29 protein-coding genes are annotated in these 22,470 nt (G+C 70.6%); 17 read left to right on the forward strand and 12 right to left on the reverse strand.

Features of this window, described 5'->3' with window-relative positions; translation table 11 throughout:
- Positions 1-104 precede the first annotated feature (104 nt).
- Complete coding sequence (locus tag BW41_RS10955; protein ID WP_037534407.1) at positions 105-995, forward strand: prephenate dehydratase; 891 nt, start codon at positions 105-107, stop codon at positions 993-995.
- 268 nt (positions 996-1,263) lie between these two features.
- Here the strand turns inward: BW41_RS10955 and BW41_RS10960 are convergent, their stop codons facing one another.
- Positions 1,264-2,028, reverse strand: coding sequence for a hypothetical protein (locus BW41_RS10960; RefSeq protein WP_037534409.1), 765 nt, complete (start codon positions 2,026-2,028; stop codon positions 1,264-1,266).
- Between the two features lie 89 nt (positions 2,029-2,117).
- Here BW41_RS10960 and BW41_RS10965 point away from each other — a divergent pair, with 89 nt between their 5' ends.
- A complete protein-coding gene (locus BW41_RS10965) occupies positions 2,118-2,816 on the forward strand; it encodes an HAD family hydrolase (protein ID WP_051583442.1) in 699 nt (232 codons plus the stop codon).
- A 4-nt stretch (positions 2,817-2,820) separates the two neighbouring features.
- Here BW41_RS10965 and BW41_RS10970 read toward each other — a convergent pair whose 3' ends face one another.
- The 9 genes from BW41_RS10970 to pncB form a co-directional block, all read right to left on the reverse strand.
- The gene (locus tag BW41_RS10970) at positions 2,821-3,570 is read right to left on the reverse strand and encodes an NTP transferase domain-containing protein (protein WP_037534723.1); all 750 of its coding nucleotides are present in this window, start codon (positions 3,568-3,570) and stop codon (positions 2,821-2,823) included.
- Entirely contained in the window at positions 3,567-4,478 is a 912-nt protein-coding gene (locus BW41_RS10975) for a hypothetical protein (RefSeq protein ID WP_037534412.1), read from the reverse strand. Before BW41_RS10975 ends, BW41_RS10970 begins: the two co-directional genes overlap by 4 nt.
- The gene (locus BW41_RS10980) at positions 4,475-5,515 is read right to left on the reverse strand and encodes a diacylglycerol/lipid kinase family protein (RefSeq protein ID WP_051583443.1); all 1,041 of its coding nucleotides are present in this window, start codon (positions 5,513-5,515) and stop codon (positions 4,475-4,477) included. Before BW41_RS10980 ends, BW41_RS10975 begins: the two co-directional genes overlap by 4 nt.
- 127 nt (positions 5,516-5,642) lie before the next feature.
- The gene (locus tag BW41_RS10985; protein ID WP_235199733.1) at positions 5,643-6,986 is read right to left on the reverse strand and encodes a lipopolysaccharide biosynthesis protein; all 1,344 of its coding nucleotides are present in this window, start codon (positions 6,984-6,986) and stop codon (positions 5,643-5,645) included.
- Positions 6,983-8,104: a CDP-alcohol phosphatidyltransferase family protein gene (locus BW41_RS10990; protein ID WP_037534414.1), complete on the reverse strand. Its 1,122-nt coding sequence runs from the start codon at positions 8,102-8,104 to the stop codon at positions 6,983-6,985. Before BW41_RS10990 ends, BW41_RS10985 begins: the two co-directional genes overlap by 4 nt.
- Before the next feature lie 32 nt (positions 8,105-8,136).
- Positions 8,137-9,246, reverse strand: coding sequence for a hypothetical protein (locus tag BW41_RS10995; protein ID WP_037534416.1), 1,110 nt, complete (start codon positions 9,244-9,246; stop codon positions 8,137-8,139).
- Positions 9,243-9,953: a phosphocholine cytidylyltransferase family protein gene (locus tag BW41_RS11000; RefSeq protein WP_037534418.1), complete on the reverse strand. Its 711-nt coding sequence runs from the start codon at positions 9,951-9,953 to the stop codon at positions 9,243-9,245. The genes BW41_RS10995 and BW41_RS11000 overlap by 4 nt, the downstream gene beginning before the upstream one ends.
- Positions 9,954-9,990: 37 nt before the next feature.
- On the reverse strand, positions 9,991-10,896 hold the full coding sequence (locus tag BW41_RS11005; protein ID WP_037534420.1) for an NAD(P)-dependent oxidoreductase: 906 nt from the start codon (positions 10,894-10,896) through the stop codon (positions 9,991-9,993).
- The gene (gene pncB / locus BW41_RS11010; RefSeq protein ID WP_037534422.1) at positions 10,893-12,197 is read right to left on the reverse strand and encodes a nicotinate phosphoribosyltransferase; all 1,305 of its coding nucleotides are present in this window, start codon (positions 12,195-12,197) and stop codon (positions 10,893-10,895) included. The genes BW41_RS11005 and pncB overlap by 4 nt, the downstream gene beginning before the upstream one ends.
- A gap of 93 nt (positions 12,198-12,290) precedes the next feature.
- On the opposite strand from pncB, the gene BW41_RS11015 reads away from it, so the two are divergent.
- The 8 genes from BW41_RS11015 (at position 12,291) to BW41_RS11045 (ending at position 16,396) form a co-directional block, all read left to right on the forward strand.
- Positions 12,291-12,998 (forward strand): FadR/GntR family transcriptional regulator, encoded by a 708-nt coding sequence (locus BW41_RS11015; RefSeq protein ID WP_037534424.1) that lies wholly within the window; start codon positions 12,291-12,293, stop codon positions 12,996-12,998.
- A gap of 113 nt (positions 12,999-13,111) precedes the next feature.
- Positions 13,112-13,681 carry an aminoacyl-tRNA hydrolase gene (gene pth / locus BW41_RS11020; protein WP_037534426.1) on the forward strand — a complete coding sequence of 190 codons (570 nt, stop codon included), beginning with the start codon at positions 13,112-13,114 and terminating at the stop codon, positions 13,679-13,681.
- Entirely contained in the window at positions 13,678-14,280 is a 603-nt protein-coding gene (locus BW41_RS11025) for a TIGR02466 family protein (RefSeq protein WP_037534427.1), read from the forward strand. Before pth ends, BW41_RS11025 begins: the two co-directional genes overlap by 4 nt.
- A 227-nt stretch (positions 14,281-14,507) precedes the next feature.
- Positions 14,508-14,828, forward strand: coding sequence for a hypothetical protein (locus BW41_RS11030; protein ID WP_037534429.1), 321 nt, complete (start codon positions 14,508-14,510; stop codon positions 14,826-14,828).
- Positions 14,829-14,873: 45 nt separating this feature from the next.
- Positions 14,874-15,014 (forward strand): hypothetical protein, encoded by a 141-nt coding sequence (locus BW41_RS21575; protein ID WP_200870404.1) that lies wholly within the window; start codon positions 14,874-14,876, stop codon positions 15,012-15,014.
- A gap of 85 nt (positions 15,015-15,099) precedes the next feature.
- Positions 15,100-15,405, forward strand: a complete 306-nt coding sequence (locus BW41_RS11035; protein WP_037534430.1) for a glycine zipper 2TM domain-containing protein — start codon at positions 15,100-15,102, stop codon at positions 15,403-15,405.
- Between the two features lie 95 nt (positions 15,406-15,500).
- Positions 15,501-15,926, forward strand: coding sequence for an OsmC family protein (locus tag BW41_RS11040; RefSeq protein WP_037534432.1), 426 nt, complete (start codon positions 15,501-15,503; stop codon positions 15,924-15,926).
- Between the two features lie 95 nt (positions 15,927-16,021).
- Complete coding sequence (locus tag BW41_RS11045) at positions 16,022-16,396, forward strand: hypothetical protein (protein WP_037534434.1); 375 nt, start codon at positions 16,022-16,024, stop codon at positions 16,394-16,396.
- A 7-nt stretch (positions 16,397-16,403) separates the two neighbouring features.
- On the opposite strand, the gene BW41_RS11050 is transcribed toward BW41_RS11045, so the two are convergent.
- Positions 16,404-16,625, reverse strand: a complete 222-nt coding sequence (locus BW41_RS11050) for a hypothetical protein (protein ID WP_037534436.1) — start codon at positions 16,623-16,625, stop codon at positions 16,404-16,406.
- A gap of 109 nt (positions 16,626-16,734) precedes the next feature.
- Between BW41_RS11050 and BW41_RS11055 the strand changes: the two genes are divergently transcribed.
- From BW41_RS11055 to BW41_RS11085, 7 genes are all read left to right on the forward strand, one after another.
- On the forward strand, positions 16,735-17,451 hold the full coding sequence (locus BW41_RS11055) for a hypothetical protein (protein WP_037534438.1): 717 nt from the start codon (positions 16,735-16,737) through the stop codon (positions 17,449-17,451).
- A 128-nt stretch (positions 17,452-17,579) separates the two neighbouring features.
- Positions 17,580-18,656 carry an extracellular catalytic domain type 1 short-chain-length polyhydroxyalkanoate depolymerase gene (locus tag BW41_RS11060; protein ID WP_037534440.1) on the forward strand — a complete coding sequence of 359 codons (1,077 nt, stop codon included), beginning with the start codon at positions 17,580-17,582 and terminating at the stop codon, positions 18,654-18,656.
- Between the two features lie 57 nt (positions 18,657-18,713).
- The gene (gene crcB, locus BW41_RS11065) at positions 18,714-19,103 is read left to right on the forward strand and encodes a fluoride efflux transporter CrcB (RefSeq protein ID WP_037534442.1); all 390 of its coding nucleotides are present in this window, start codon (positions 18,714-18,716) and stop codon (positions 19,101-19,103) included.
- A complete protein-coding gene (locus BW41_RS11070) occupies positions 19,100-20,227 on the forward strand; it encodes an RluA family pseudouridine synthase (protein ID WP_037534444.1) in 1,128 nt (375 codons plus the stop codon). The genes crcB and BW41_RS11070 overlap by 4 nt, the downstream gene beginning before the upstream one ends.
- 4 nt (positions 20,228-20,231) lie before the next feature.
- Positions 20,232-20,885, forward strand: a complete 654-nt coding sequence (locus BW41_RS11075; RefSeq protein ID WP_037534445.1) for an HAD-IA family hydrolase — start codon at positions 20,232-20,234, stop codon at positions 20,883-20,885.
- The gene (locus BW41_RS21580) at positions 20,882-21,100 is read left to right on the forward strand and encodes a hypothetical protein (RefSeq protein ID WP_037534447.1); all 219 of its coding nucleotides are present in this window, start codon (positions 20,882-20,884) and stop codon (positions 21,098-21,100) included. The genes BW41_RS11075 and BW41_RS21580 overlap by 4 nt, the downstream gene beginning before the upstream one ends.
- A complete protein-coding gene (locus BW41_RS11085) occupies positions 21,097-21,789 on the forward strand; it encodes an ATP12 family chaperone protein (protein WP_037534449.1) in 693 nt (230 codons plus the stop codon). Before BW41_RS21580 ends, BW41_RS11085 begins: the two co-directional genes overlap by 4 nt.
- Here the strand turns inward: BW41_RS11085 and gmk are convergent.
- Positions 21,773-22,429 carry a guanylate kinase gene (gene gmk / locus BW41_RS11090; RefSeq protein ID WP_037534451.1) on the reverse strand — a complete coding sequence of 219 codons (657 nt, stop codon included), beginning with the start codon at positions 22,427-22,429 and terminating at the stop codon, positions 21,773-21,775. The genes BW41_RS11085 and gmk overlap by 17 nt on opposite strands.
- Positions 22,430-22,470 lie beyond the last annotated feature (41 nt).

A 22,470-nucleotide genomic window follows, 5' to 3' on the forward strand; every position in this document is an offset into this window, starting at 1 on the left:
TGCCCCTATGTTCTGCTCTGCGCCATGAACCCATAGGAAACGGCGAACCCCTCCGCAAGCGCGCGCTTGCTGCCGCCCGCCGCCCGCTCTACCGCCGCCGGTCGATGGAGACCTACGCCGCCCCCGCCCGCCCGATCGTCGCCGCGATGACCGCCGCCGCCGCCGCCCGACCCGACCGCGCCGTCGCCTTTCAGGGCGCACCCGGCGCGAACAGCCATGTCGCGGTGATGCAAGCCTTTCCGGACGGCCTGCCGCTGCCCTGCTTCACCTTCGAAGATGCGATCGACGCGGTCCGCGACGGCCGCGCCGACTGCGCGATGATCCCGATCGAAAATTCGCTGCACGGCCGCGTCGCCGACATCCACTTCCTGCTGCCGGAATCGGGGCTGGTGATCACCGGCGAACATTTCCTGCCGATCCGCCACGCGCTGATGGGCAGCGGCGCTCGCGACGCGGTGCGGGAGGCGATGAGCCACCCGCAGGCACTCGGCCAGTGCCGGCACTGGTTGAAGGCGCACGGCATCCACCAGGTCTCCTACCCCGATACCGCAGGCGCCGCCGCCTTCGTCGCGGAGCGGCGCGATCCCGCCATCGCCGCGCTTGCCCCGCCGGGCGCGGCGGCGTTGTACGGGCTCAACCTGCTTGCGGTCGACATCGCCGATGCGGATCACAACACCACGCGCTTCGTCGTGCTGGCGCGCGGCGGCAAGCCGCCGGCGGGCGACGGGCCGTGGATGACGACGCTGATCTTCGAGGTGAAGAACGTCCCAGCCGCACTCTACAAGGCGATGGGCGGCTTCGCGACCAACGGCGTCAACATGACCAAGCTGGAAAGCTACCAGCGGTCGGGCTCGTTCGCGGCGACCGAATTCTACGCCGATGTCGAGGGCAAGCCCGGCGATCCCGCCTTCGACCGCGCGATGGAGGAACTCGGCTTCCATTCCAAATGGCTGCGCCTGCTCGGCACCTATCGCCGCGCGCGCGAGCGGGGGTAACGACGGCGATTTGCAGCGACGCTCTGCCAAGCACCATCTGAAACGATCCAATCCCTCCGCGCCTCCGCGCCTCCGCGTGAACCATCCGCCGGCTGCCCACCCGCTGGCGGAACCTACATCACGCGAAGACGCTAAGAAATTCGGTTCACGCGGAGGCGCGGAGGCGCGGAGGGGGTGTGCAGAAGGGCAGATTGTGCGCTGTAACCGGTCGAAGAGGAAGATAGGGCTGCACCCTTATGCAGCGACTCCGCGTGCAAGCCACTTCCGATCACTTGGTGAAGCTGATCCGGATGCGCACCCAGGCGCCGACCTGCGGCGTGCCGTTGATCCGCGGCGGGCGGACCTTGAACTGCCACGCCGCCTCGCGGATCGCGCGGGCGAGGCCCGATCCGGGCTGCGAATCGCCGAGCTGGACGCAATCCTCCACCGCATATCGGGCAGCGGTGCGGCACGCGATTTCCGCCCAGGCACCCTTGGGGACGTTGGGCGGCAGATAGGGCGACAGTTGCGACTGCGCCGGCTCGACATACCATTCGGCGTTGTACAGCCGCTGGCCGCCCGGGCCCGTCCCCGCCGCGGCGCTCGAATCCCCGGCATCGCCGTCGCCCGCGCCGTCCGCCGCGGCGAGTTGCTTGCCGGCGCTGCCGCCCGATTTGCGCGACGGCATCTTGCCGACGTCGGAGGCGGCGAAATCATTCTTGTTGAGCACCAGATAGCCCGGGAACGGCGTATCGACCGGCGGCGGCACGGAGGCATCGGGCGCCGGCGTCTTGGGCGCGGCGGGCGGCTCGGGCGCGGTGCGGCGGCTCGCCTTGGCGGCGGCGCGCGCGGGCGCCTTCTCGCTCTTCGTCGCGGTCGATTCGGCGTCGCCGACCGGCAGCATGTTGACGGTGAGCGAGCGGCCCGGCTCCTTGGTCTGGTCGAGCACCGGGGCGAGCCGCCACAGCAGAAAGGCGATGAGCAGATGCGCGAGGATCGTCAGCGTCAGCGAGATCGCCCGGCGACGGTCCGACGAAGGCTGATAGGACCGCATGGAAGCTCGCGCGTAGCGCGCAGGTGAATGTCCTGCAACAGCTTCTACACTGCCACGCGCTTGCCACCTTCGCTTGTCATCGCCGCGTCATGGCTCCGACAGATTCCCCCGCATCGCCGCGCCGGCGGATCGCGATCTACGATCTCGATCGCACGATCACCCGCGCGCCGACTTGGACGCCGTTCCTGCTCCACGCGGTGCTGCGCCATGCGCCGTGGCGGCTGACGGCGCTGCCGCTGGTGCTCGGCGCGGCGGGGCTGCGCGCGGCCGGGCTGCTCCACCGGGACCGGCTGAAGCAGGTGATGCATCGCGCGGCGCTCGGCAGATTGTCGCCGGCGCGCGCCGAGGCGCTGGCGGCGGCATGGGTCGCGCGCTTCGGCCCGGCGCAGATCCGCCCCGGCGCGCGCGCGCAGATCGCCGCGGATCGCGCCGCGGGCTTTCGCATCGTCATCGCCACCGCCGCCTATCGCTTCTATGCCAAGGCGATCGCGCAGGCGGTCGATGCCGATGCGCTGATCGCCACCCGCACCGCGACCGACACGCACGGCAACCTGCTGCCGCGGATCGAGGGGGGCAATTGCTACGGCCCCGCCAAGCTCGCGATGATCGAGGCCTGGTTCGCCGAACAGGGCATCGACCGCGCGCAGGCGGAGGTGCGCTGCTATTCGGATCACGTCACCGACGTGCCGAGCCTCGCCTGGGCGGATGCGGCGGTGGCGGTCAATCCGCATGCCGCCCTGCGCCGCGTCGCCGAGCAGCGTGGCTGGGCAGTCGTCGACTGGGGCTGACGGCTCAGCCGCGCGCGACCAGCGTCCGGACGAGATCGAGATCGGCGGGTGTGTCGACATCCACCGCGGCGAGCCCGTGTCGCGCCGCCACCGCCGCGGCGCGCACGCCGACCTGCGCGCCGAGCCGCGCCAGCGCCGCATCGAGCGTCAATCGCCCGGTGACATAGCGCAGCAGCGTCGCCGGGCCGAGCCGCCGGACGATCCGCCACGGCCGCTTGCGGTCCTGCTCCACCGCCATCCACAGCTGCAGCGCCGCTGCGGCCGCCGGGGTCTGGAGCAGGAAGAGGTTGCAGCCCGACCAGCCACCGTCGGCGAAGCGCAGATAGGTGCGCCGGGTCGGCGGCGCATCGCGGACGATCAGCGCGCGCCGGGCGAGCAGCGCCGCAACGTCCGCATCGGCGGGCGTATCGGCGCGGAAGTCGGCGATCCACTCGGGCCGCAGCAACGCATGATCCGCGGTGGTGACGAGCAGCGGCGCGCCGAGCGCCTCCAGCCCGAGCAACGTGCTGCGGCTCGGCCCGGCGGCGGCGTCGATCGGTTCGGCATCAAGCCGCAGCGCCTCGGCACGGACCGCCGGGGCGTTGGCGGAAACCGCGATCCGCGCCGCTCCCGCCGCGCGCAAGGCCCCGATCACCCGCGCGAGCATCGTTTCGCCGTCGATGACGATCAGCGCCTTGTCGCTGACCCCGGCATAAGCGGCGAGCGGATCGACGCCGCCGCGCGATCCGGCGAGCACCAGCGCGTTGAAGCTCATGCCCGCGCCTGCCACACCCGCCACATCACGCCCGGCGCGGCGAGGATCGGATGACGTTCGCGCCAGCGGGTCAGCGGCAGGTCGACGCCGGTGTGACGACGCAGCTTCCACAGGCCATAGGCCCCCGCGCCTTCGAAGGTGAAGGCCGCCTTGACCAGCCGCGCGACGTTGAGCCACTTGCCGAGCCGCTGGCGCAGCCACCAGGCAGCGAGCGTCGCGCGCACGTCGCGTTCGGCGACGATCGGCGCATAGTCGCCGCCCTGTCGGCGATGGCCGATCCCGGCGCCCTGCCAGGCGAGCGGCAGCAGCCGGTCGAAGCGTTCGGGTACGAAGGCGAGGATCTGCCGCTCGCGCCCCGGCGCCTCGACGCGCAGCTCGGCGGAATAGGTCTGGCGGAACAGCGCGAGCCAAAAATCCGCCGGGGCGCCATGCTGCGGCCCCAGCACCGCGGCGAAGCGCGCCGCGGTCGCCGTGGCATAAGCGACGGCGCGGACGACGCGGTCGCGCACCCGCGCATCGGCCGCCCAGATCAGCGCCGCGGGCTGCGCGAAGCGCGTCCAGATCGTCGTGTCGACGCTCCGCCCCTCGACCGCGCGGCAGAAGATGTCGAGCGGCAGCGTCGCCACCTTGGCGCGGATCATGATGCCGTCGACCTCGACCTCGTGGAAGCTCACGTCGGGCCATAACGTGCGCGTCGCCAGCGTGCGCAAGCCCCAGCCGCGCAGGCGCGGCGTCAGGACGTAGAAATCGAGCACGCCGTCGAGATCGCCGGTCCGCAGCACCGATCCGTAGAACAGCACCGCGACGCCGCCGAGCCGCCGCGTCACCGCCTCCGCCGCGGCGGCCACGGGGGCGCTGACCGCCGCGTCGAGCTCGTCGGCGACGAACGACAGCAGCGTCTGCGTCACGCGGCGGCGAACCGGATCGGCTCTCCCGCGCGCAGGGTCAGCTCGCCGCCCTCGTAAAGTTCGCCGTCGAGGATGAAGCCCTCGCCGGCGGTGACGTGCATGACGGCCGGGTCGCTGCGCGTGAAATCCTGCGCCACCGCCTTGCTGCCCCGTGTGCCGTTGAGGATCGCGGGGAGGATGCGGAGCAGATGCCGCGGCGGCGCCTCGACGGTGAGCAGCTTGAGGCCGGGGCGCGGGCGGCCGAACGGCTTGATGCCGAGCGGCAGGCGTTCGAGCGTCGAGCAGAGCAGCAGGTAGAGCTGCCGCGTCGCCGGGGTCGCGCCGTCCTCGCCGAGGCGGATCGTCGTACCGCGCCGCCACACGTTGCCGGCGCCGCCGAACAGCGTCTGCGCCATGCTCCAGCCGAGCGACAGCGCCACCGCGATGCCGTTGAACGCGCCGACGCGATGCGTGCTCTGCGCGAGTTCGGTGGCGCGGACGAAGCCGCCCATGCCGAACAGGAAGCCACGCGCCGCCGGGCACGGATCGTCGCCGCGCAGCACCTCGATCGGGGCGCGGGTGACGAAGCGTCCGGCCCGCGCCGCGGCGATCGCGTCGCGCACCGTCCAGTCCTGCGGGATGCCGAGATCGAGCGCCAGCGCGTTGGTCTTGCCCGAGGGGATGATCGCCATCGCCGGCAGCGTCTCGAACACCCGCGCCGCGGCGGTCAAGACGTCGCGCAACGTGCCGTCGCCGCCGTTGACCACCAGCAGGCCGATGTCGCGCGCCGCATAGTCGCGCAGCGTCGCCTCCAGCGCCTCGAACGTCTCGGGCGCGTCATAGGCAACGTCGGGCCAGTGATCGAGCCGCATGCCGTGCTTGAGGTTGCGATGGCTGCGCCCGTTGGCGATGACGCCGACCAGCAACGGTGCCGATGCGGGCGCGACGGGCGCGCGCTCCGGCCGCGGCAGACAGGCCGGCGCCGAGCGCCGCAACAGCGCCGCGCCGGCCGATCCTATCGCCTGCCCCGTCCACCGTCGTTCGATCCGCGTCGCCAATCTGCAATCCTTGTCATGCAATTTTCACCAAACTGTCACAGACGAAAGGGGCAGGATTACGGCCGTTACGATAAAAAGCTCTGGAACGGTGTGATATTTTCGCTGACGCAGTCGGGACTGGGCCAACTCAGTCGGCGGCGCTTGGTTTCACCCGGAGCAAGCTTTGCGTCGCCAGGCCGAGCAACAGCGCGACGACGAGCGCGTTGACCAGCACCGCGATCGACACGCCGATCACCTCGAGCGACGGGCTCAGCCAGAAGCTGATGCCGAACAGCGCGACGATGCCGACGACGCGCGCGACGAAGGTCGCGCCGATCCGGTTGGCGGCGAGCAGCAACGGCTCGAAGCCGACGGTGACGAGATCGATGCACCCCGCCGCGGCGAGCCACAGCAGGATCGGATAGGCCCGGCCGAACGCCTTGCCGCCCATCAGCGTCAGCACCGGATGACCGAGCAGCACGACGAGCAGGAAGGCGACCGCACCGACCACCGTCGCCATCAGGAACGAGCGCAGGATCATCCGCCGCACCCGCGCGAGCCCGCCCGCCGCGACCGCGCGGACGATTTCCGGAAAGGCGGCGCGGGCGAGCAGCTGCGACACCTTGGTCAGCGCCTGCGCGAGTTGCAGCGCGAGTCGGAACGCACCCGCCGATGCGGTGCCGACGGTGCCGCCGACGAGCAGCAGCGGGATCTGCTTGCTCGACAGGCCGAGCGACGAACTGGCGTTGGTGGCGAGCGAGAAGCGGACGATGCCGGGATGATCGCGAACGACGTCGCGCACGCCGATGCCGCGCGCGAACAGCAATTTGAGGTCGCCGGTCCGCGCCAGGGCCGCCCAATAGGCCGCGGCGGTCAGCACCTCGGCCAGCCCCCAGGCGATCAGGAAGCCGGTGACGCTCGGCAGCAGCACCGCGGCGGCGACCGCACCGATCAGCCGCATCACCGGCGTCACGCTGTCCGCCGCCGCGGCGAAGGAGAAACGGTCGCGCAGCCGCAGGATGCCGAGCGGGGTCGAGCGGATCGACAGCAGTTGCGCGATGGTGAACAGCATCGTCGCGCGCATATGCACCGGGCGGACGCCGAGCGGCTCGCCCCAGATGCGGATGATCACCGCGGCGAGGATGACGCCGAGGATCGCGCTGCCGAGATCGAGCAGCCCGCACGCCCTGAACAGCCGCGCCAGCCGCGTCTCGCCGCCGGGATCGAGGTGGCCGGTGCCGTAGCGGACGATGATCTGCCACGTCTGGAAGCCGACCACGGTGGCGAGCGCCTGGCTCGCGCCGGTGATCAGCGCGAAGCGGCCGAAGCCCGAGACGCCGAGCGTGCGCGTCACGATCGCCAGATAGACGAGGCTGAGCACGGCGAGCACGCCGCGGCTCGCCAGCATCCAGCCGAGATTGCGCGCGATCGCCCGCATCGGCCCGCCGGGAAACAGCCGCGGCGCATCCGGTCCGGCGTCGTCGGAACTCACGCCAGCCAGCTGACGATCCTCCGCCCGCGCGCCTTCGCCGCCATCGCCTGGACGAGGCGGACGAGATGGACGACGAGCGACAGCATCGTCCACGCCGCGACCGCGATGATGCCCCAGTCGGGCCGGCCGATCAGCAGCCCGGCGAACAGGATCACCATATTCGGGTTGCGCCGCGCGGTGACGAGGCGGAAGCGGCTGTCGAACCGTTCCCAGACATGGATGTGCATGCCGAACCGGGCGATGAACGCGCCCTCGATCAGCCGCTGCGCGACATAGCCGAACAGCATCGCGGCGATCACCGCGACGAAGGCATCGTGCGACAGCGGCCGGCCATAGGCCGCGCAGCCCGTCGCCCAGGCCCACCACCAGAAGGGCGGATGGACGAGGTCGACGCCATGGTCCCAGGCATTGCCGAGCGCCGAGGAGGTGATCGTGCAGCGCGCCAATTTGCCGTCGACGGTGTCGAGCACCATGAAGACGAGGCCGATCGCCAGACCGCTCCAGAACCAGCCGTACCAGAAGGCGACGGTCGCGACGATGCACAGCAGGGAGCCGATCGCGGTCACCTGATTGGGCGAGATGCCGGCACGGGCGCAGCGCCGCGTCAGCCACAGGGCCCATTCCGGCCACAGATATTTGGTGAGCAGGTCGGTGACGCCCTTGTACGCGCCGACATAGCTGGCGCGCTCGATCGCGGGCACGCTCGCCGGGGTCAGCCGCTCGGCGAAGGGACGTTCGCGCTTGCGCAGCGCCTCGTTGAAGATCCCCGCCTCATCCTCGGCCGCGATCACCGCGAGGCCGCCAGGCGCGACCGGCTGATCCGCGCGCATCGCCGCGGCGATCCGGTCGGCGTCCGCCGCCGCGACATGCGCGAGCACCGGCACGCCGTCGCGGGTCAGGATCGTCCCCGGCCGGGCGAGCAGATGCGGCAGCCACGACGGATCGAAGACGAAGGTGAGGTTGGCGAGCAGCACCGCCCCCCCGCCGGCCTCGCCGTTGCGCAGGCCGCGCGCCGCGACGATCCGCCGCAGCCGTTCGGCGACCGACATGCCCCAGATCGGCGTCGGATTGTCGCCGACCGGGACGACGGTCGGCAAGGTAGAAGGATCGGGAACCATTTCCGCCGGATAGCGACAGTGTCACGATCCGGCTAGCCGCGCAGCACCGCCAGCACCGCCGCGGCCGCCCGCGCCGGCGCCGCCCCGCTCGTATCGCCGAGCGATTCGGCCGCGAACGCGCGTTGCGCAGCCAGATAGTCGCCATGCCGCGCACCGGCGCGGTCGAGCGCCGGCAACAGCGCGGCGCGCTCAGTCACCACTTCGCCCGCGCGCCACATGTCGTAGCTGGGATCGCCCGCCCAGGCGACGCCGCGCGGGTCGAGGAAGACGCACGGGCGCGGCCGCATCAGATATTCGACGACCTGGCTCGACGTATCGCCGAGATAGAGGTCGGCCGCGGCGGTATAGCTGCCGTCGACCATCGCGAAACTGTCGAGGTCGACGTGGACGTCGCCGCGTCCTGCCAGCGCCGCGGCGACGTCGCGCACGTCGGGCGCGGTCTCGACCAGCCGCTGGTGCGGTGCGAAGATCAGGTTGAAGCGGCCCGACGCGACGATCGCCTCGACCGCCGCCGCGCCCCAGTCCCACCAGGACGACCGATGCCGCTGCCAGTGCGGCGCATAGAGCAGCTTCGGCCGGTCTGCCGCGAAGCGCAGCGCCGCGCCCTGCCGCCGGTCGAAGCCCGCCTTGATATAGCCTGTGACGGCGATCGCCGCGGGGTCGACGCCATGCGCCGCCAGCGCCGCACGTTCGCGCTCCGCGGCGACGATGGTCAGCCGCGCCGCCTTGCGCCGGCGGTCGTCCCGATTCATCATCGATCCGGCGCCATGGAGGATGTTGACGTAGCGGCTGGGCACCGGCAGCAGCGCCGGAATCCACAGGCTGGTCTGTTCGGCGGAGACGACGACGCGCGTGCGCCACAGCCGCGGCGCGAGCCGGGCGAGCAACGGCAGCTTGGCGGGCAGCGGCGGATTGCGCCCGGCCGGCCAGTCGCCGAGATCGCGGAAGCCCGGCGCGCGGCGGATGCGCAGCCCCGGCGCCGGACCAAGCCACTCGCCGAGCAACGCCTCGTGCATCGACGTCGCCACCCAGCAATCGACGCGCAGATCGGGCGCCGCCGCGCGCAACGCCTCCACCACCGGATAGAGGTGCGGGATCAGCAGCGTCTCGCCGAGGAACAGGAAGGCGACATCGGCGCTCATCCGCCGCGCCCGGTCCAGGCGGCGATATCGGCGGGGCGGTCGATCTCCTGCCACGCCCCCTCGCCCGCGACGATCGCGCGGACCGGCGCATAGCCGGCAAGCTCGGCGATCACCGCATGATGGAAGGCGTCGATCCCGTCGGGCCGGGCGATGACGCGTTCGAGCGCCTGCGCATAGGCGTCGCCGCCGTGCGAGACGATCACGCCCAGCGAGCGATGCGTCGCGACGTCGAGCGCCAGATCCTTGGCGACCGCGCAGATGCCGCCATTGGCGACGGTGACGAGCATGTCGTCCGGCTCCGCCTCGCCGAGCCGCTCGACGAGCAGTCCGACGCCCTCGCCCGGCGCCGCCAGCGCCGCGGCGAGCAGATCGGCGGCGAAGACGGTATCGCCGTTGAGCAGGCAGAAGGGCGCATCGAGCTGGTCGCGCGCCATCCACACGCTGCCGATGCTGCTCGCCACCGCCCAGAAGGGGTTGAATACCAGCCGGACCGGCAGCGGCGGCCGTGCCTGCGCGAGATGCGCGCCGATCTGGCGATAGCGATAGCCGCCGACGATCACCGCCCGCTCGACCCCCGCGGCGTGCAGCGCGTCGAGCTGATGGTCGAGGATCGAGCGCCCGCCGACCTCGACCAGGCATTTGGGGATTTCGCGGGTCAGCGGCAGCAACCGCGAACCGATGCCCGCACTGAGGATCACAGCTTGCATCGGACCGCCTGTAGCGGCCTGCAAGCGTCCAGCCAAATCAGTCGATTAGCCCCGGCGGCCGGTCTCCGGCAAAATGCGCGTCGAGATTGGCGACGACCATCGCCGCCATCGCGCCGCGCGCCGCGACGGTCGCCGAGCCTTGATGCGGCGACAGGACGACATCGTCCCGGTGCAGCGCGGCGGGCACCGTCGGCTCGTCGGCGAAGACATCGAGGCCGGCGCCGGCGATCCTCCCCTCGGCGAGCGCGGCGATCAGCGCATCCTGATCGACCAGCGCCCCGCGCGCGACGTTGACCAGAACGCCCTGCCGCCCGAGCGCGGCGAGCACCGCGGCATCGACCGCATGATGCGTCTCGCGACCGGCCGCGGCGGCGAGGAACAGCACGTCGCTCTCCGCCGCCAGCGTCGTAAGATCGGCGACGAAGCGCCACGGCACGTCCTTGGCACTGCGCGCGGTGTAGATCAGGTCGGCGGCGAAGGGCGCGGCACGCGCGGCGATCGCCCGACCGATCGCGCCGAGCCCGAAGATGCCGATCCGCCGTCCGGTCGCGCGCCGGGCGAGCGGCACGTCCCAGCCGCCGCCGCGCACCGCGCGATCATTGGCGACGATCCGCCGCTCGACCGCCAGCCACAGCCCGATCGCCAGATCGGCGACATCCTCGGTCAGCGTTCCCGCAGTGATCGCAAGGCGGATGCCGCGCGCCGCCAGCGCCGCCTGATCGACGCCGTCATGGCCGACGCCGTGGATCGCGACGATCTCCAGCGCCGGCAGCCGCGCGAGCAGCGCCGCATCCACCTGCATCGCCCCGCCCCCGACCAGCGCGCGGACCCGATCGCACGGCGCATCGTCGAGCCCGATATGGGTGGCATATCGCCCGGCGAGCGACGGCGCGAGCGTATCGGGCAGCGGTGACAGCGCGAGGATGTCGATCGGAGGCGTCATACGTGCACCGCGCTTTCCTTATGCCCGTCCGCGCCGAAGATGCGCAGGTAACGGGCGATCTCGTCCGGTTCGCCGGTCGCCTTGGCGGGATTGTCGGACAGTTTGACCGCCGGGCGGCCGTCGGCACGCGTCACCTTGGCGACGAGCGAGATCGGTTCGAGCCCCGCCGCGCCATCGGGGTCGCAGCCGCGGAAGTCGTTGGTCAGATTGGTGCCCCAGCCGAAGCTCATCCGCACCCGGCCGTGGAAATGGCGATAGACGCGCTCGATACTGTCGACATCCATGCCGTCGGAGAAGATCAGCAGCTTGTCGCGCGGGTCCTGGCCGTGCGCCTGCCACCAGGCGATGATCTGCTCGCCCGCGGGAATCGGCGGCGCGCTGTCGGGGCGGAAGCCGGTCCAGTTCGCCACCCAGTCGGGAGCATCGCGCAGGAAGGCGGTGGTGCCGAAGGCATCGGGCAGCACGACGCGCAGATTGCCGTCGTAATGCGCCTGCCATTCCTGCAGCACGCGATAGGGCGCGGCCGCGACGCCGGCATCGTCGTCGGCGAGCGCGGCCATCACCATCGGCAGCTCGTGCGCGTTGGTGCCGATCGCCTCCAGATCATTGTCCATCGCGAGCAGCACGTTGGACGAGCCGATGAAGCGGCTGCCCAACCCCTCCTTCAACGCCTCGACGCACCAGCGCTGCCACAGGAAGCCGTGGCGGCGGCGCGTGCCGAAATCGGAGATCACCAGATCGGGCAGCGCGCGCAACCGCTCGACCTTCTCCCACAATTTCGCCTTGGCGCGGGCATAGAGGACGTCGAGCGCGAACCGGCCCTTGTCGCGCAGCGCGGCGCGTGCGCGCAGTTCGTTGACGATCGCCAGCGCGGGGATCTCCCACATCGTCGTATGCGTCCACGGCCCGTCGAAGGTCAGCTCGAACTGTCCGTCGACGCGGTGCAGATGGTAGGGCGGCAGCTGGAAATCGCCCAGCCACTGGATGAAGTCGGGCGCGAACATGCGCTGCTTGCCGTAGAAGCTGTTGCCGGCAAGCCAGATCAGCTCCTTCTTGGCGAAGCGGACGGTGCGGGCATGATCGAGCTGCGCGCGCAGCTCCGCCTCGTCGATCACCTCGGCGAGTCGCACGCCGGTGCTGCGGTTGATCAGCCGGAAGGTCGCCTGCGTATCGCTGTGCAGATGGCGGATCATCTGCAGCATCAGCAATTTGTAGAAATCGGTGTCGAGCAGGCTGCGCACGATCGGATCGAGCCGCCAATTGTGATCCCAGGTGCGCGTGGCGATGTCGGTAACGGCCATGGCGGATGCGCTAGCCCGGATGCCGGGACGCGCCAAGGCTTCCCAAGCGGCGACGGGACGCTTAACGCTTGTCAGACATAGAAGGGAGAACGCATGGTCAAGGGTGAACGGCGCGAACCCGCGCACAGTTTGATCGCCCGCGACCTCGGCATCGCCATCGTCACCGGACAGTATCCGCCCGGCAGCGTCATCCCCGGCGAGATCGACATCGCCGGCCGGCGCGGCGTGTCGCGCAGCGTGGTGCGGGAATCGCTGCGCATGCTCTCCGCCAAGGGGCTGGTCGAAAGCCGGCCCAAGTCCGGCACGCGGGTGCGCGAGCGCAGCCTGTGGAATCTGCTCGACCCCGACGTCCTCGCCTGGATGTTCGAGGGCGAACCGCCCGCCGCCTTCGTGCGCAGCCTGTTCCAGCTGCGCATGATCGTCGAGCCCGCCGCCGCCGAACTCGCCGCGCGCTACCGCAGCGCCGATCAGCTGGCGCGGATGGACGAGGCGCTGCTGCGGATGGCGTCGCTCGGGCTCGACACCGCCGAGGGCCAGGCCGCCGACCAGTGTTTCCACAACGTCATCCTCGAAGCGACCGACAACGAACTGCTGGTCAGCCTGTCGGGCAGCATCGGTTCGGCGGTGCGCTGGACGACGATCTTCAAGTTCCGCGACCGCCGCCGCCCGCGCGATTCGATGCCGCAGCACCGCCGGCTGTTCGACGCGATCGCGGCCAGCGATCCCGCCGCCGCGCGCGACGCCACCATCGTGCTGCTGCAACAGGCGCATGAGGATACCGAGCGGCTGCTGCGTGCCTGATGACGGTGCCGGCCCGCTCCCCCGCCGCCGCGACACGCGGCAGCCTTGCCGAACGCACGGATGACGCGGGCGACGGCCTCGCCTAAGAGGCCGCCAGCGAAGAAGGATTTCCCATGCAGATCTGGGCCGGGCTCGGCAATCCGGGGCCGCAATATGCGATGCACCGCCACAATGTCGGCTTCATGGCGATCGACCTGATCGCCGACATGCACGGCTTCGCGCCGGTCCGGAAGCAGTTCCAGGGCTGGACGCAGGAAGGCCGCGTCGGCAACCAGAAGGTGCTGCTGCTCAAGCCCGCCACCTTCATGAATGACAGCGGCCGCGCGATCGGCGAGGCGTTGCGCTTCTACAAGCTCGAACCCGACGCGCTCACCGTCTTCCACGACGAGCTCGATCTCGCGCCGTTCAAGGTCAAGGTGAAGCGCGGCGGCGGCACCGCCGGGCACAACGGGCTGCGCTCGACCGACCAGCATCTCGGCCCCGAGTTCCGGCGGGTGCGGATCGGCATCGGCCATCCCGGCCACAAGGATCGCGTCACCGGCTATGTCCTCGGCAATTACGCCAAGGCGGAGCTCGATCCGCTCGCCGACATGCTCGGCGCGATCGGTGCGGAGGCGCCGTGGCTCGCCGCGGGTGACGACGTCCGCTTTATGAACGATGTCGCGATGCGGCTCGCGGCATGACCGTCCGCTCGCTCTTCGCCACGCGCTTCTACGAGGACGATCTCGGCGATGCCGCGCTGCTCGCCGAACTCGAGGAGGCGTGCCACGATCTCGCACGCGAGGATCGCGCCGGCGTCGCCTGGTCGAAGGCGCATGGCTATCGCGGCTATACCTCCTATGCCTCGCTCAACGATCTGCCGGCGCGCGATCCGCGCTTCGCCGACCTCGTCCGGCTGCTCAACAAGCATGTCGCGCGCTTTGCCGAAGCCTGTGCCTTCGACCTCGGCGGGCGGCGGCTCAAGCTCGACAGCCTGTGGGTCAACGTGCTCAAGCCGGGCGGCACGCATTCGGGCCATATCCATCCGCACAGCGCGGTGAGCGGCACGCTCTATATCGCGACGCCGCCGGGCGCCGGCGCGCTCAAGCTCGAGGACCCGCGGCTGGCGATGATGATGGCGGCACCGACCCGCCGCGCCGACGCGGGTGAGGATCACGCCACCTTCGTCTATGCCGCACCGCAGCCGGGCAGCGTCTTCCTGTGGGAAAGCTGGCTGCGGCACGAGGTGGTCGCCAATGCCGCCAAGGGCGAACGGATTAGCATCAGCTTCAACTATCGCTAGGGTCGGGGGACTGTCCGCCAGCGGATAGGACCCCACGCGGCGTCGCGCCCGCCGCGTCAGCGGCATCTCCTCTCCGACCAAGGAATCGGGAGGACCTCCCCGCAAGCCACATCTCCGCGCCTCCGCGTGAACCTTTTCAATTCCGAACCGCTGCGGTCTACCGAAGCAGCCGTCACGCCTTTGCCGCAATCCCTCGGCAGCATCGCCGTCGTCGGGAGGCGATCGGGATGCGGCTGGCGGTGATGATGGCGTTGCAGAGCCTGCCGGTCGCGGGTCCGCCCCTGCCCGCCGACATGCGCCCGGTCGCGCCCGCGACGGCGGCGGTGCCGTGCGGGACGGAGGACGCACGGGGCGATATCGTCGTCTGCGGGCGCGACCGCACCGCCGACCGGCTCCCTCGGCTCGATCCGACGCGCTACGCCGAACGGCCGATCCGCGCCCGCACGACGATCGGCACGGTCGACATGGCGGCACAGGCCGAACAGGGCACGATGCCCGACGGCAAGAGCGCACCGCGGGCGATGCTGCACTTCAAGACGAAGTTCTAGGCCGCCCTCATCCGTCGTTCATCACCGGCCGCTACGTCCGGACGGATGCGTATCACCAAAACCCAGATCGGGCTCGCCGCCGTCATCCTGCTCGCACCGGGCGGCTTCGTCCTCGGCGCGGCGCTGCTCGCCGACCGCTATCGCAAGCGGCGCACGGCGGAGGCCGATACCGAAATCGTTTCCTGAACGGAACGTTGTTTCAGGTTCATGCAACCGCGCCTAACAGGATGACGTTGTTGCAACATGATTTTCGAACCACGGGAGTAGTAGAATGCGGAGTTTGATGCTGGCGATGGGCTGTGCGGCAATGGTGGTCCCGGCGACGATGGCGATCCCCGTCTCCAAGGCGGATGCGCAGCGCCACAAGTATCGCGAATGGCGCGACGATCGCGGCCGTCTGCGCTGCAAGAAGCCCGACGGCACCACCGGCGCGGTGGTCGGCGCGGTCGGCGGTGCGCTGCTCGGCCGCACGATCGACACGCGCGGCGACCGCACGGTCGGCACGCTCGGCGGCGCGGTAGCGGGTGGTCTGCTCGGTCGTGAGATCGACCGCGGCGGCAAGCGTCGCTGCCGCTAAGCCGCAGCTAATTCGATCGGCAGGGGCGTCGCGGGGCAACTCGCGGCGCCCCTTCTGCGTATCGCAACCGGACCTTTCCCAATTGGAGACAGAAGATGGTGTCGCGCAGCGCTTCGGCGAGCTACGAAGGCCTTGGCAAAGAAGGCAAGGGCAAGATCTCGACGCAATCGGGTATCCTGTCCGACGCGCAATATGGTTTCAACACCCGGTTCGAGGATGGCCCCGGCACCAACCCCGAGGAGCTGATCGCCGCCGCCCATGCCGGTTGCTTCACGATGGCGCTCGCCTTCGCGCTCGCCGGCGCCGGCCATAGCCAGGGCAATCTCAAGACCGACGCCAAGGTGACGCTCGACAAGGATGGCGACGGCTTCACCATCACCAAGTCCGCGCTGACGCTGACCGGTCATGTCGAGGGCCTCGACCGCGCCGAATTCGAGCGTATCGCCAATGAGGCGAAGGCGGGCTGCCCGGTGTCGAAGGTGCTCGACTGCGACATTACGCTCGACACGACCTTCGGCTGAGCCGGGCTCTCCCGGCCGCGACCGCGGCCGGGGGACCATTGTCGACCGATCCGACCGACGGTATACGATCGGCCATCCGCCACAGGGATGGTCCGATGCGTCCGTTGATCCTCGCCGCCGTCGGTTTCGCGGCCCTGCCCGGAGTCGATGAAGCACTTGCCCTGTCGCCCGGACAGGTGCGCGACGGCGATACGATCATCCTATACCCGTTGCGGGCGCACACGCTGGCCGACAATGATCCGCGCGGCGACCTGCGCGCGCATCGCGGCGATTATCTCGATCACGACAGCCGCGACGACGATCCCCGCGCCGATCTGCGCGCGCGTCACGGCGACCGCCATGACACCGCCGATGATCTGCGCCGCGACCGACGCGCCGCTCTCCGCGATCGGCCGCAGACGGTGACGCCCGAAGACGAGGCGGCAACGGCGGTCGAGACCGAGCCCGTCGCCCCACCCGACGAGGGTTAGACCAGCGTTAGAAGATCCCGCCGCCCAGGCTCAGCCGGATCGCGAAGATCACGATCAGCACGAGGTTGAGGTTGCGTCCGCCGTTGGACGAGGACAATGCGCCGACCGCCACGCCGACGATGCCGATCGGGATGACGATCCAGTTCATCCAGCCGAGCAGCGGAATGAAGGCGACCAACCCAAGCGTCAGCGTGACCAGACCGAGGGCGATGGAGACGATGTTGAGCATGGCGACGATATGGCTGCCGTCCCCGCACGGGACAAGCCACCGCCGCGTGACGTTCTGTTAACCGCACATGCCGGTGGCGCCTTAACCGCTGCTGCGCCATGACAAGGGGGTGACCGCCCGCCCCGCCCTCCTCCTGCTGACGCTCGCGCTGGCGGCGTGCAGCAAGCCGCCCGCCTCGCAGCAGGATCTCGACAGCCTCGACCGCGAGCTGACCGCGGGATCGGGCAATCAGGCCGATCCGACGCTGACCGCGGCGCTGCGCGACCAGATCATGGTCGACCCGGCGCTGACGCAAAGCGCCAACACCAACGTCGTCCGGCCGCCGAGCCGCCCCGATCCGCTGTCGGCGCCGCCCGAGCCGGTCGTCCCGACCAGCGACCACGTCGCCGCCGCCGACCTCAAGCCGACCCCCGCCGCCGGACGCGACTGCCCGCGATGCCGGGCCGCCGACGGCGCCCTGACGCTCGGCGAGCTCGCCAAGCGCCAGTCGGCGGGACAGGCGGCCTGTGCGCAGCGTGTCACCTATTCGGCGGGCTGGGCGAACCGGCTGCCCGCGGCGGTGCCGCTCTACCCCGATGCGCGGGTACGCGAGGCGGCGGGCAACGATGCCTGCGGCCTTCGCGCCGTCAGCTTCACCAGCAGCGCCCCGGTCGGGCGCATCCTCGACTGGTACAATGCGCGCGTCAGCCGCGCCGGCTATAGCGTCGACCATCAGGCCTCGGGCGCGCAACACGTGCTCGGCGGCACGCGCGGCGACTCGGCCTATGTCGTCTACGCCAGCGCCGCGCCCGGCGGCGGCAGCGAAATCGACCTGATCGTCCGCTGAGCGTCGCAGGAAAGGCAGTCGCCGCGAGAAGATACGGCGGCTTCCTTGCTATCGCTGACGCCCACGCCATATTGTGCATTGCAGCATCACACGTCGGGTGGCGATCCTGTCCCTTTCGGAGTGCGCGCATGCGTCGTTTGTCAGACACGATCGCCCGGCTCGCCGCCGAGCAGGCGCAACGGATGCCGTCGTCCGACGGGGTCGACCGGCTGGGCGACCGCCCCGGCTTCGGCCGCAATCCCGGCAACCTGCGCGCGCGCGTCTATGTGCCGGCGACGGTGCCCGCCCGCCCGGCGCTCGTCGTCGTCTTGCACGGCTGCACGCAGACCGCCGCCGGCTATGATGCCGGATCGGGCTGGTCGCAGCTCGCCGATGCGCAGGGCTTCGTGCTGCTCTTCCCGGAACAGCAGCGCGCCAACAATCCCAATCTCTGCTTCAACTGGTTCGCGCCCGAGGATGTCAGCCACGATCACGGCGAGGCGTTTTCGATCCGCGAGATGATCGCCGCGGTCAGCGCGGATCATGATGTCGATCCGGCACGGGTGTTCGTCACCGGCCTGTCGGCGGGCGGCGCGATGGCGGCGGTGATGCTCGCCACCTATCCCGAGCTGTTCGCCGGCGGCGCGATCCTTGGCGGCCTGCCCTATGGCACCGCTTCGGGGGTGATGCAGGCGCTCGAACGGATGCGCGGGCAGAACATGCCCGACGCCGCCGCGCTCGGCCGGCTCGCGCATCAGGCATCGCGGCACGGCGGCGGCTGGCCGACGCTGTCGGTCTGGCACGGCGATGCCGACGCCACCGTCGATCCCGTCAATGCCGAGGCGCTGCTGACGCAATGGCGCGCGATGCACGACCTGTCCGCCGAACCGGCGATCCGCACCAGCGAAGGCCAGCGCGCCTATCGCGGCTGGCGCGACGCCGGCGGGCGGCTGGTGCTGGAGGATCATCGCATCCACGGCATGGGCCATGGCACGCCGATCGCCGCGCACGGACCGGAGGCGTGCGGCATGCCCGCGCCGTTCATGCTCGACGTCGGCATTTCGTCGACGCGCCGGATCGCCGCCTTCTGGGGTCTCGCCCCTGCCCTTTCGACCGGCGAGGCGCGCCCGAGGCTGACCCGGGTCACGCCTCCCACTCCGCAGCGCGCGGGCGGTGTGGCCGGCGTCATCAACGACGCCTTGCGCGCCGCCGGGCTGCTGCACTGACCGGCGCGCCAACGCCCCGCATTCCCTTGGCTTGAATAGTCCTCTAGGGCTGGCACCATGCCTCTTCTGTTCGTCATGATCGGCGGCGCCCTCGGGTCTGCCGCACGATATCTCACCGGCCGCGCCGCGCTCGCCGTCTTCGGGCCGGCGTTTCCGGTCGGCACGCTCGCGGTCAATCTGATCGGCGGGCTGCTGATGGGCATGCTGACCGCGATCCTCGCCCGCGCCGGCGGCAGCGCCGAATCGTGGCGATTGTTCATCGGCGTCGGCGTGCTCGGCGGCTTCACCACCTTCTCGAGCTTCAGCCTCGACGTGGTGACGATGATCGAGCGCGGGGCGATCGGCCCGGCGCTCGGCTATGCCCTCGTCTCGGTGATCGGATCGATCGTCGCGCTGTTCGCCGGCCTTGCCCTGACGCGCGCCGTGCTCGGCGGAGCGGCGGCATGAGCGAGGGCAAGACCGAAGGGCGCGACGGCGTCCGCCAGTATAACGTCGGCTATGACGACGACGGCATCCGGCTCGATCGCTGGTTCAAGCGTCATCTGCCCGAGACGAGCTTCACCACCGTCGCCAAATGGGCGCGCACCGGCCAGCTGCGCGTCGATGGCGCGCGCGCGACGCCCGGTGACCGGATCAAGGCAGGCCAGACGCTGCGCGTGCCGCCGCCCGAACCGGCGATCGCCGATACCGCCGACGCCCCCCGCCCCAAGCGCGAGCGGCCGCCGCTCAGCGACGACCAGATCGCCTATGCGCGCGAGATGGTGATCCACAAGGATCTCCAGGCGCTGGTGATCAACAAGCCGCCCGGCCTTGCGACGCAGGGCGGCACCAAGACCTCCGAACATGTCGACGGCCTGCTCGACGCGCTGCAATATGAGGCGGAGGGCCGCCCCAAGCTCGTCCACCGGCTCGACAAGGATACGTCGGGCGCGCTGCTCGTCGCGCGGACGACGCGCGCCGCCGGCTTCTTCGCCAAGGCCTTCTCGGGCCGCACCGCGCGCAAGGTCTATTGGGCGCTGGTGGTCGGCGTCCCGTCGATCGACGACGGCATGGTCGATCTGCCGATCGGCAAGCAGCCCGGCACCGGCGGCGAGAAGATGCACGTCGACGAGGAGAACGGCCAGGCGGCACGCAGCCGCTATCGCGTCATCGAGCGCGCCGGCAATCGCTGCGCCTGGGTCGAGCTGCAACCCTTCACCGGGCGCACGCACCAGTTGCGCGTCCATATGGCGGCGATCGGCCATCCGATCGTCGGCGACGGCAAATATGGCGGCGCCGCGGCCTTCCTCACCGGTGGGGTCAGCCGCAAGATGCACCTCCACTCGCGCCGGATCCGCGTCGACCATCCCGACGGCGGCAGCATCGACGAAACTGCCGCGCTGCCGACGCATTTCGCGGAGAGCCTGGCGACGCTCGGCTTCGACGAGGCGAAGGGCGATGCGATGCCGTTCGAGGAGCCGAAGAAGGGCCCGCCCCCCAAGGCCGTGCTGAAGCAGCGCGCCAAGGCGCACGCCAAGACGATGCGCAAGGAACATCGCGGCGAACGCCGGCGCCGCGGCAGCAAGGATTGAGCCCATGATCCGGCTTGCCGTGTTCGATTGCGACGGGACGTTGGTCGACAGTCAGGCCAATATCTGTCTCGCGATGGAAACCGCCTTCGCCATCGCCAAACTGCCGCCGCCGCCGCGCGCCGAGATCCGCCGGATCGTCGGACTGAGCCTGGTCGAGGCGGTGCGGGCGCTGGTGCCGCACGCGGACGACGCCGACCACCGCCGGATCGCGGCGGATTACAAGGACGCCTTCTTCGAGTTGCGGACCAGCGGCCGGATGGCCGAAGAGCCGCTGTTCGAGGGGATTGTCGAGGTGCTCGATACGCTGCGCGCGCGCGGCTGGCGGCTCGGCGTCGCCACCGGCAAATCGGATCGCGGGCTCGCCCATATCCTCGCCCACCATGGCCTGTCCGACCATTTCGTGACGCTGCAGACGGCGGACCGGCACCCGTCCAAACCCGATCCGGCGATGCTGCTCGCCGCCATCGCCGAGGCGGGGGCGGCACCCGCCGATTGCGCGATGATCGGCGACACCAGCTTCGACATGGCGATGGCCAAGGCGGCGGGCGCCCGCGCGGTCGGCGTCGCCTGGGGCTATCACGACGTCCACGATCTGGTCCGCGGCGGTGCGCAGGTCGTCGCGTCGCGGACGCAGGCGCTGCTGGAGATCCTCGCATGAGCCGCGACGATACACAGGCACGCAACCGCTGGCTGGCGATCGTCGGCAGCCGGATCGCCGGCAGCCTCGGCGCGGTGTTCGGGCTGGTGCTGGCGGTGCGCGCGCACGACTGGCCCAGCAAGCTGCTCGGCGTCGCGATCACGCTGTCGGCGCTGGCGGTGATCGCGATCGTGCCGGCGAGCCTGGCGCAGCGCTGGCGGACGCCGCGCTTGTGAAGCGATTCTGGAAGGAGGTCGGCGTCGATGCCGATCGCGTCGTCACGCTCGACGGGCGGCCGGTGCGCACGCCGGGGCGGACGCCGCTTGCCCTGCCGACGCCGGCGCTCGCCGCGCTGGTCGCCGACGAATGGCGTGCGGTCGGCGAGACGATCGATCCGCGCGCGATGCCGCTGACCGGGCTCGCCAATGCGGCGATCGACCGGATCGCCCCCGCCCCCGCCGCCTTCGCCGCGGGCCTCGCCGCTTATGCCGACAGCGACCTGCTCTATTATCGCGCCGAATCGCCCGAGGCGCTGGTCGCGCGGCAGCGGGCGGCGTGGGATCCGTGGCTCGACTGGGCGCGCGCCCGCTATGACGTGCATTTCGAGACGGTGAGCGGCGTCATGCCGCGGGCGCAGCCAGCGGCGACGCTGGCGCGGCTCGGCGAGGCGGTCGCGGCGGGCGATCCGTTCACGCTCGCCGGCCTGTCGCCGGTGGTGACGATCACCGGATCGCTGGTGCTCGCGCTCGCGCTGCTCGACCGGGCCGGCGATGCCGACACCCTGTGGGCGGCGGCGCAGGTCGACCAGACGTTCCAGGCCGAACAATGGGGCGAGGATGCGCTCGCCGCGCAGGCGCTCGCCAACGCCCGCCGCGATTATGACGCGGCGGTGGCGTTCCTGAACGCGCTCAGGACGTGCGGGTGAGCTTGCGGATGAAGCCGATCAGCCCGGTCTGACGCGAGCGCTTGAGCCGCTCGGCAGCGAGGATCGTCTTCACCCCCTGGAAGCATTGCTCGACATCGTCGTTGACCAGCACATAGTCGTAGCCGTCCCAGTGGCTGACCTCGTTCGCCGCGCGCGCCATCCGCGCCTCGATCACCGCGCTGCTGTCGGTGGCGCGGTTGGTCAGCCGTGCGCGCAACTCTTCCATCGACGGCGGGAAGATGAAGACGCGGACGACGTCCCCGCCCGCGATCTGGAACAGCTGCTGCGCGCCCTGCCAGTCGATGTCGAACAAGACGTCCTTGCCGGCGGCGAGCATCGCCTCGACCTGCGCGCGCGGCGTACCGTAGCGATGGTCGAAGACATGCGCCCATTCGAGGAACTCGTCCGCCGCGACCATGCGGCGGAATTCCTCAAGATCGACGAAATGATAGTCCTTGCCGTCGACCTCACCGGGCCGCATCGACCGCGTCGTCGCCGAGACCGACATCGCCAGTTCGGGTTCGTCGGCGAGCAATTTGCGCGCGATGGTGGACTTGCCAGCGCCGGACGGCGAGGACAGCACGAACAACACGCCGCGACGGCGGAAGTGGTGCGGATCGGCGGGGTGTGACGACGGCATGCGCGCTAGTGGCGTCTGCCGGGGGCAGGCGTCAAGCGCGC

It is taken from the genome of Sphingomonas sp. RIT328 (assembly GCF_000632225.1).
GTDB lineage: Bacteria > Pseudomonadota > Alphaproteobacteria > Sphingomonadales > Sphingomonadaceae > Sphingomonas > Sphingomonas kyungheensis.

Bases quoted from the DNA above. Each gene is read 5' to 3' on its own strand.
- BW41_RS10955 (WP_037534407.1), top strand. From the start codon at position 105: ATGGAGACCTACGCCGCCCCCGCCCGCCCGATCGTCGCCGCGATGACC.
- BW41_RS10960 (WP_037534409.1), bottom strand. From the start codon at position 2,028: ATGCGGTCCTATCAGCCTTCGTCGGACCGTCGCCGGGCGATCTCGCTG.
- BW41_RS10965 (WP_051583442.1), top strand. From the start codon at position 2,118: ATGGCTCCGACAGATTCCCCCGCATCGCCGCGCCGGCGGATCGCGATC.
- BW41_RS10970 (WP_037534723.1), bottom strand. From the start codon at position 3,570: ATGAGCTTCAACGCGCTGGTGCTCGCCGGATCGCGCGGCGGCGTCGAT.
- BW41_RS10990 (WP_037534414.1), bottom strand. From the start codon at position 8,104: ATGGTTCCCGATCCTTCTACCTTGCCGACCGTCGTCCCGGTCGGCGAC.
- BW41_RS10995 (WP_037534416.1), bottom strand. From the start codon at position 9,246: ATGAGCGCCGATGTCGCCTTCCTGTTCCTCGGCGAGACGCTGCTGATC.
- BW41_RS11000 (WP_037534418.1), bottom strand. From the start codon at position 9,953: ATGCAAGCTGTGATCCTCAGTGCGGGCATCGGTTCGCGGTTGCTGCCG.
- BW41_RS11005 (WP_037534420.1), bottom strand. From the start codon at position 10,896: ATGACGCCTCCGATCGACATCCTCGCGCTGTCACCGCTGCCCGATACG.
- pncB (WP_037534422.1), bottom strand. From the start codon at position 12,197: ATGGCCGTTACCGACATCGCCACGCGCACCTGGGATCACAATTGGCGG.
- BW41_RS11015 (WP_037534424.1), top strand. From the start codon at position 12,291: ATGGTCAAGGGTGAACGGCGCGAACCCGCGCACAGTTTGATCGCCCGC.
- pth (WP_037534426.1), top strand. From the start codon at position 13,112: ATGCAGATCTGGGCCGGGCTCGGCAATCCGGGGCCGCAATATGCGATG.
- BW41_RS11025 (WP_037534427.1), top strand. From the start codon at position 13,678: ATGACCGTCCGCTCGCTCTTCGCCACGCGCTTCTACGAGGACGATCTC.
- BW41_RS11030 (WP_037534429.1), top strand. From the start codon at position 14,508: ATGCGGCTGGCGGTGATGATGGCGTTGCAGAGCCTGCCGGTCGCGGGT.
- BW41_RS21575 (WP_200870404.1), top strand. From the start codon at position 14,874: ATGCGTATCACCAAAACCCAGATCGGGCTCGCCGCCGTCATCCTGCTC.
- BW41_RS11035 (WP_037534430.1), top strand. From the start codon at position 15,100: ATGCGGAGTTTGATGCTGGCGATGGGCTGTGCGGCAATGGTGGTCCCG.
- BW41_RS11040 (WP_037534432.1), top strand. From the start codon at position 15,501: ATGGTGTCGCGCAGCGCTTCGGCGAGCTACGAAGGCCTTGGCAAAGAA.
- BW41_RS11045 (WP_037534434.1), top strand. From the start codon at position 16,022: ATGCGTCCGTTGATCCTCGCCGCCGTCGGTTTCGCGGCCCTGCCCGGA.
- BW41_RS11050 (WP_037534436.1), bottom strand. From the start codon at position 16,625: ATGCTCAACATCGTCTCCATCGCCCTCGGTCTGGTCACGCTGACGCTT.
- BW41_RS11060 (WP_037534440.1), top strand. From the start codon at position 17,580: ATGCGTCGTTTGTCAGACACGATCGCCCGGCTCGCCGCCGAGCAGGCG.
- crcB (WP_037534442.1), top strand. From the start codon at position 18,714: ATGCCTCTTCTGTTCGTCATGATCGGCGGCGCCCTCGGGTCTGCCGCA.
- BW41_RS11070 (WP_037534444.1), top strand. From the start codon at position 19,100: ATGAGCGAGGGCAAGACCGAAGGGCGCGACGGCGTCCGCCAGTATAAC.
- BW41_RS11075 (WP_037534445.1), top strand. From the start codon at position 20,232: ATGATCCGGCTTGCCGTGTTCGATTGCGACGGGACGTTGGTCGACAGT.
- BW41_RS21580 (WP_037534447.1), top strand. From the start codon at position 20,882: ATGAGCCGCGACGATACACAGGCACGCAACCGCTGGCTGGCGATCGTC.
- gmk (WP_037534451.1), bottom strand. From the start codon at position 22,429: ATGCCGTCGTCACACCCCGCCGATCCGCACCACTTCCGCCGTCGCGGC.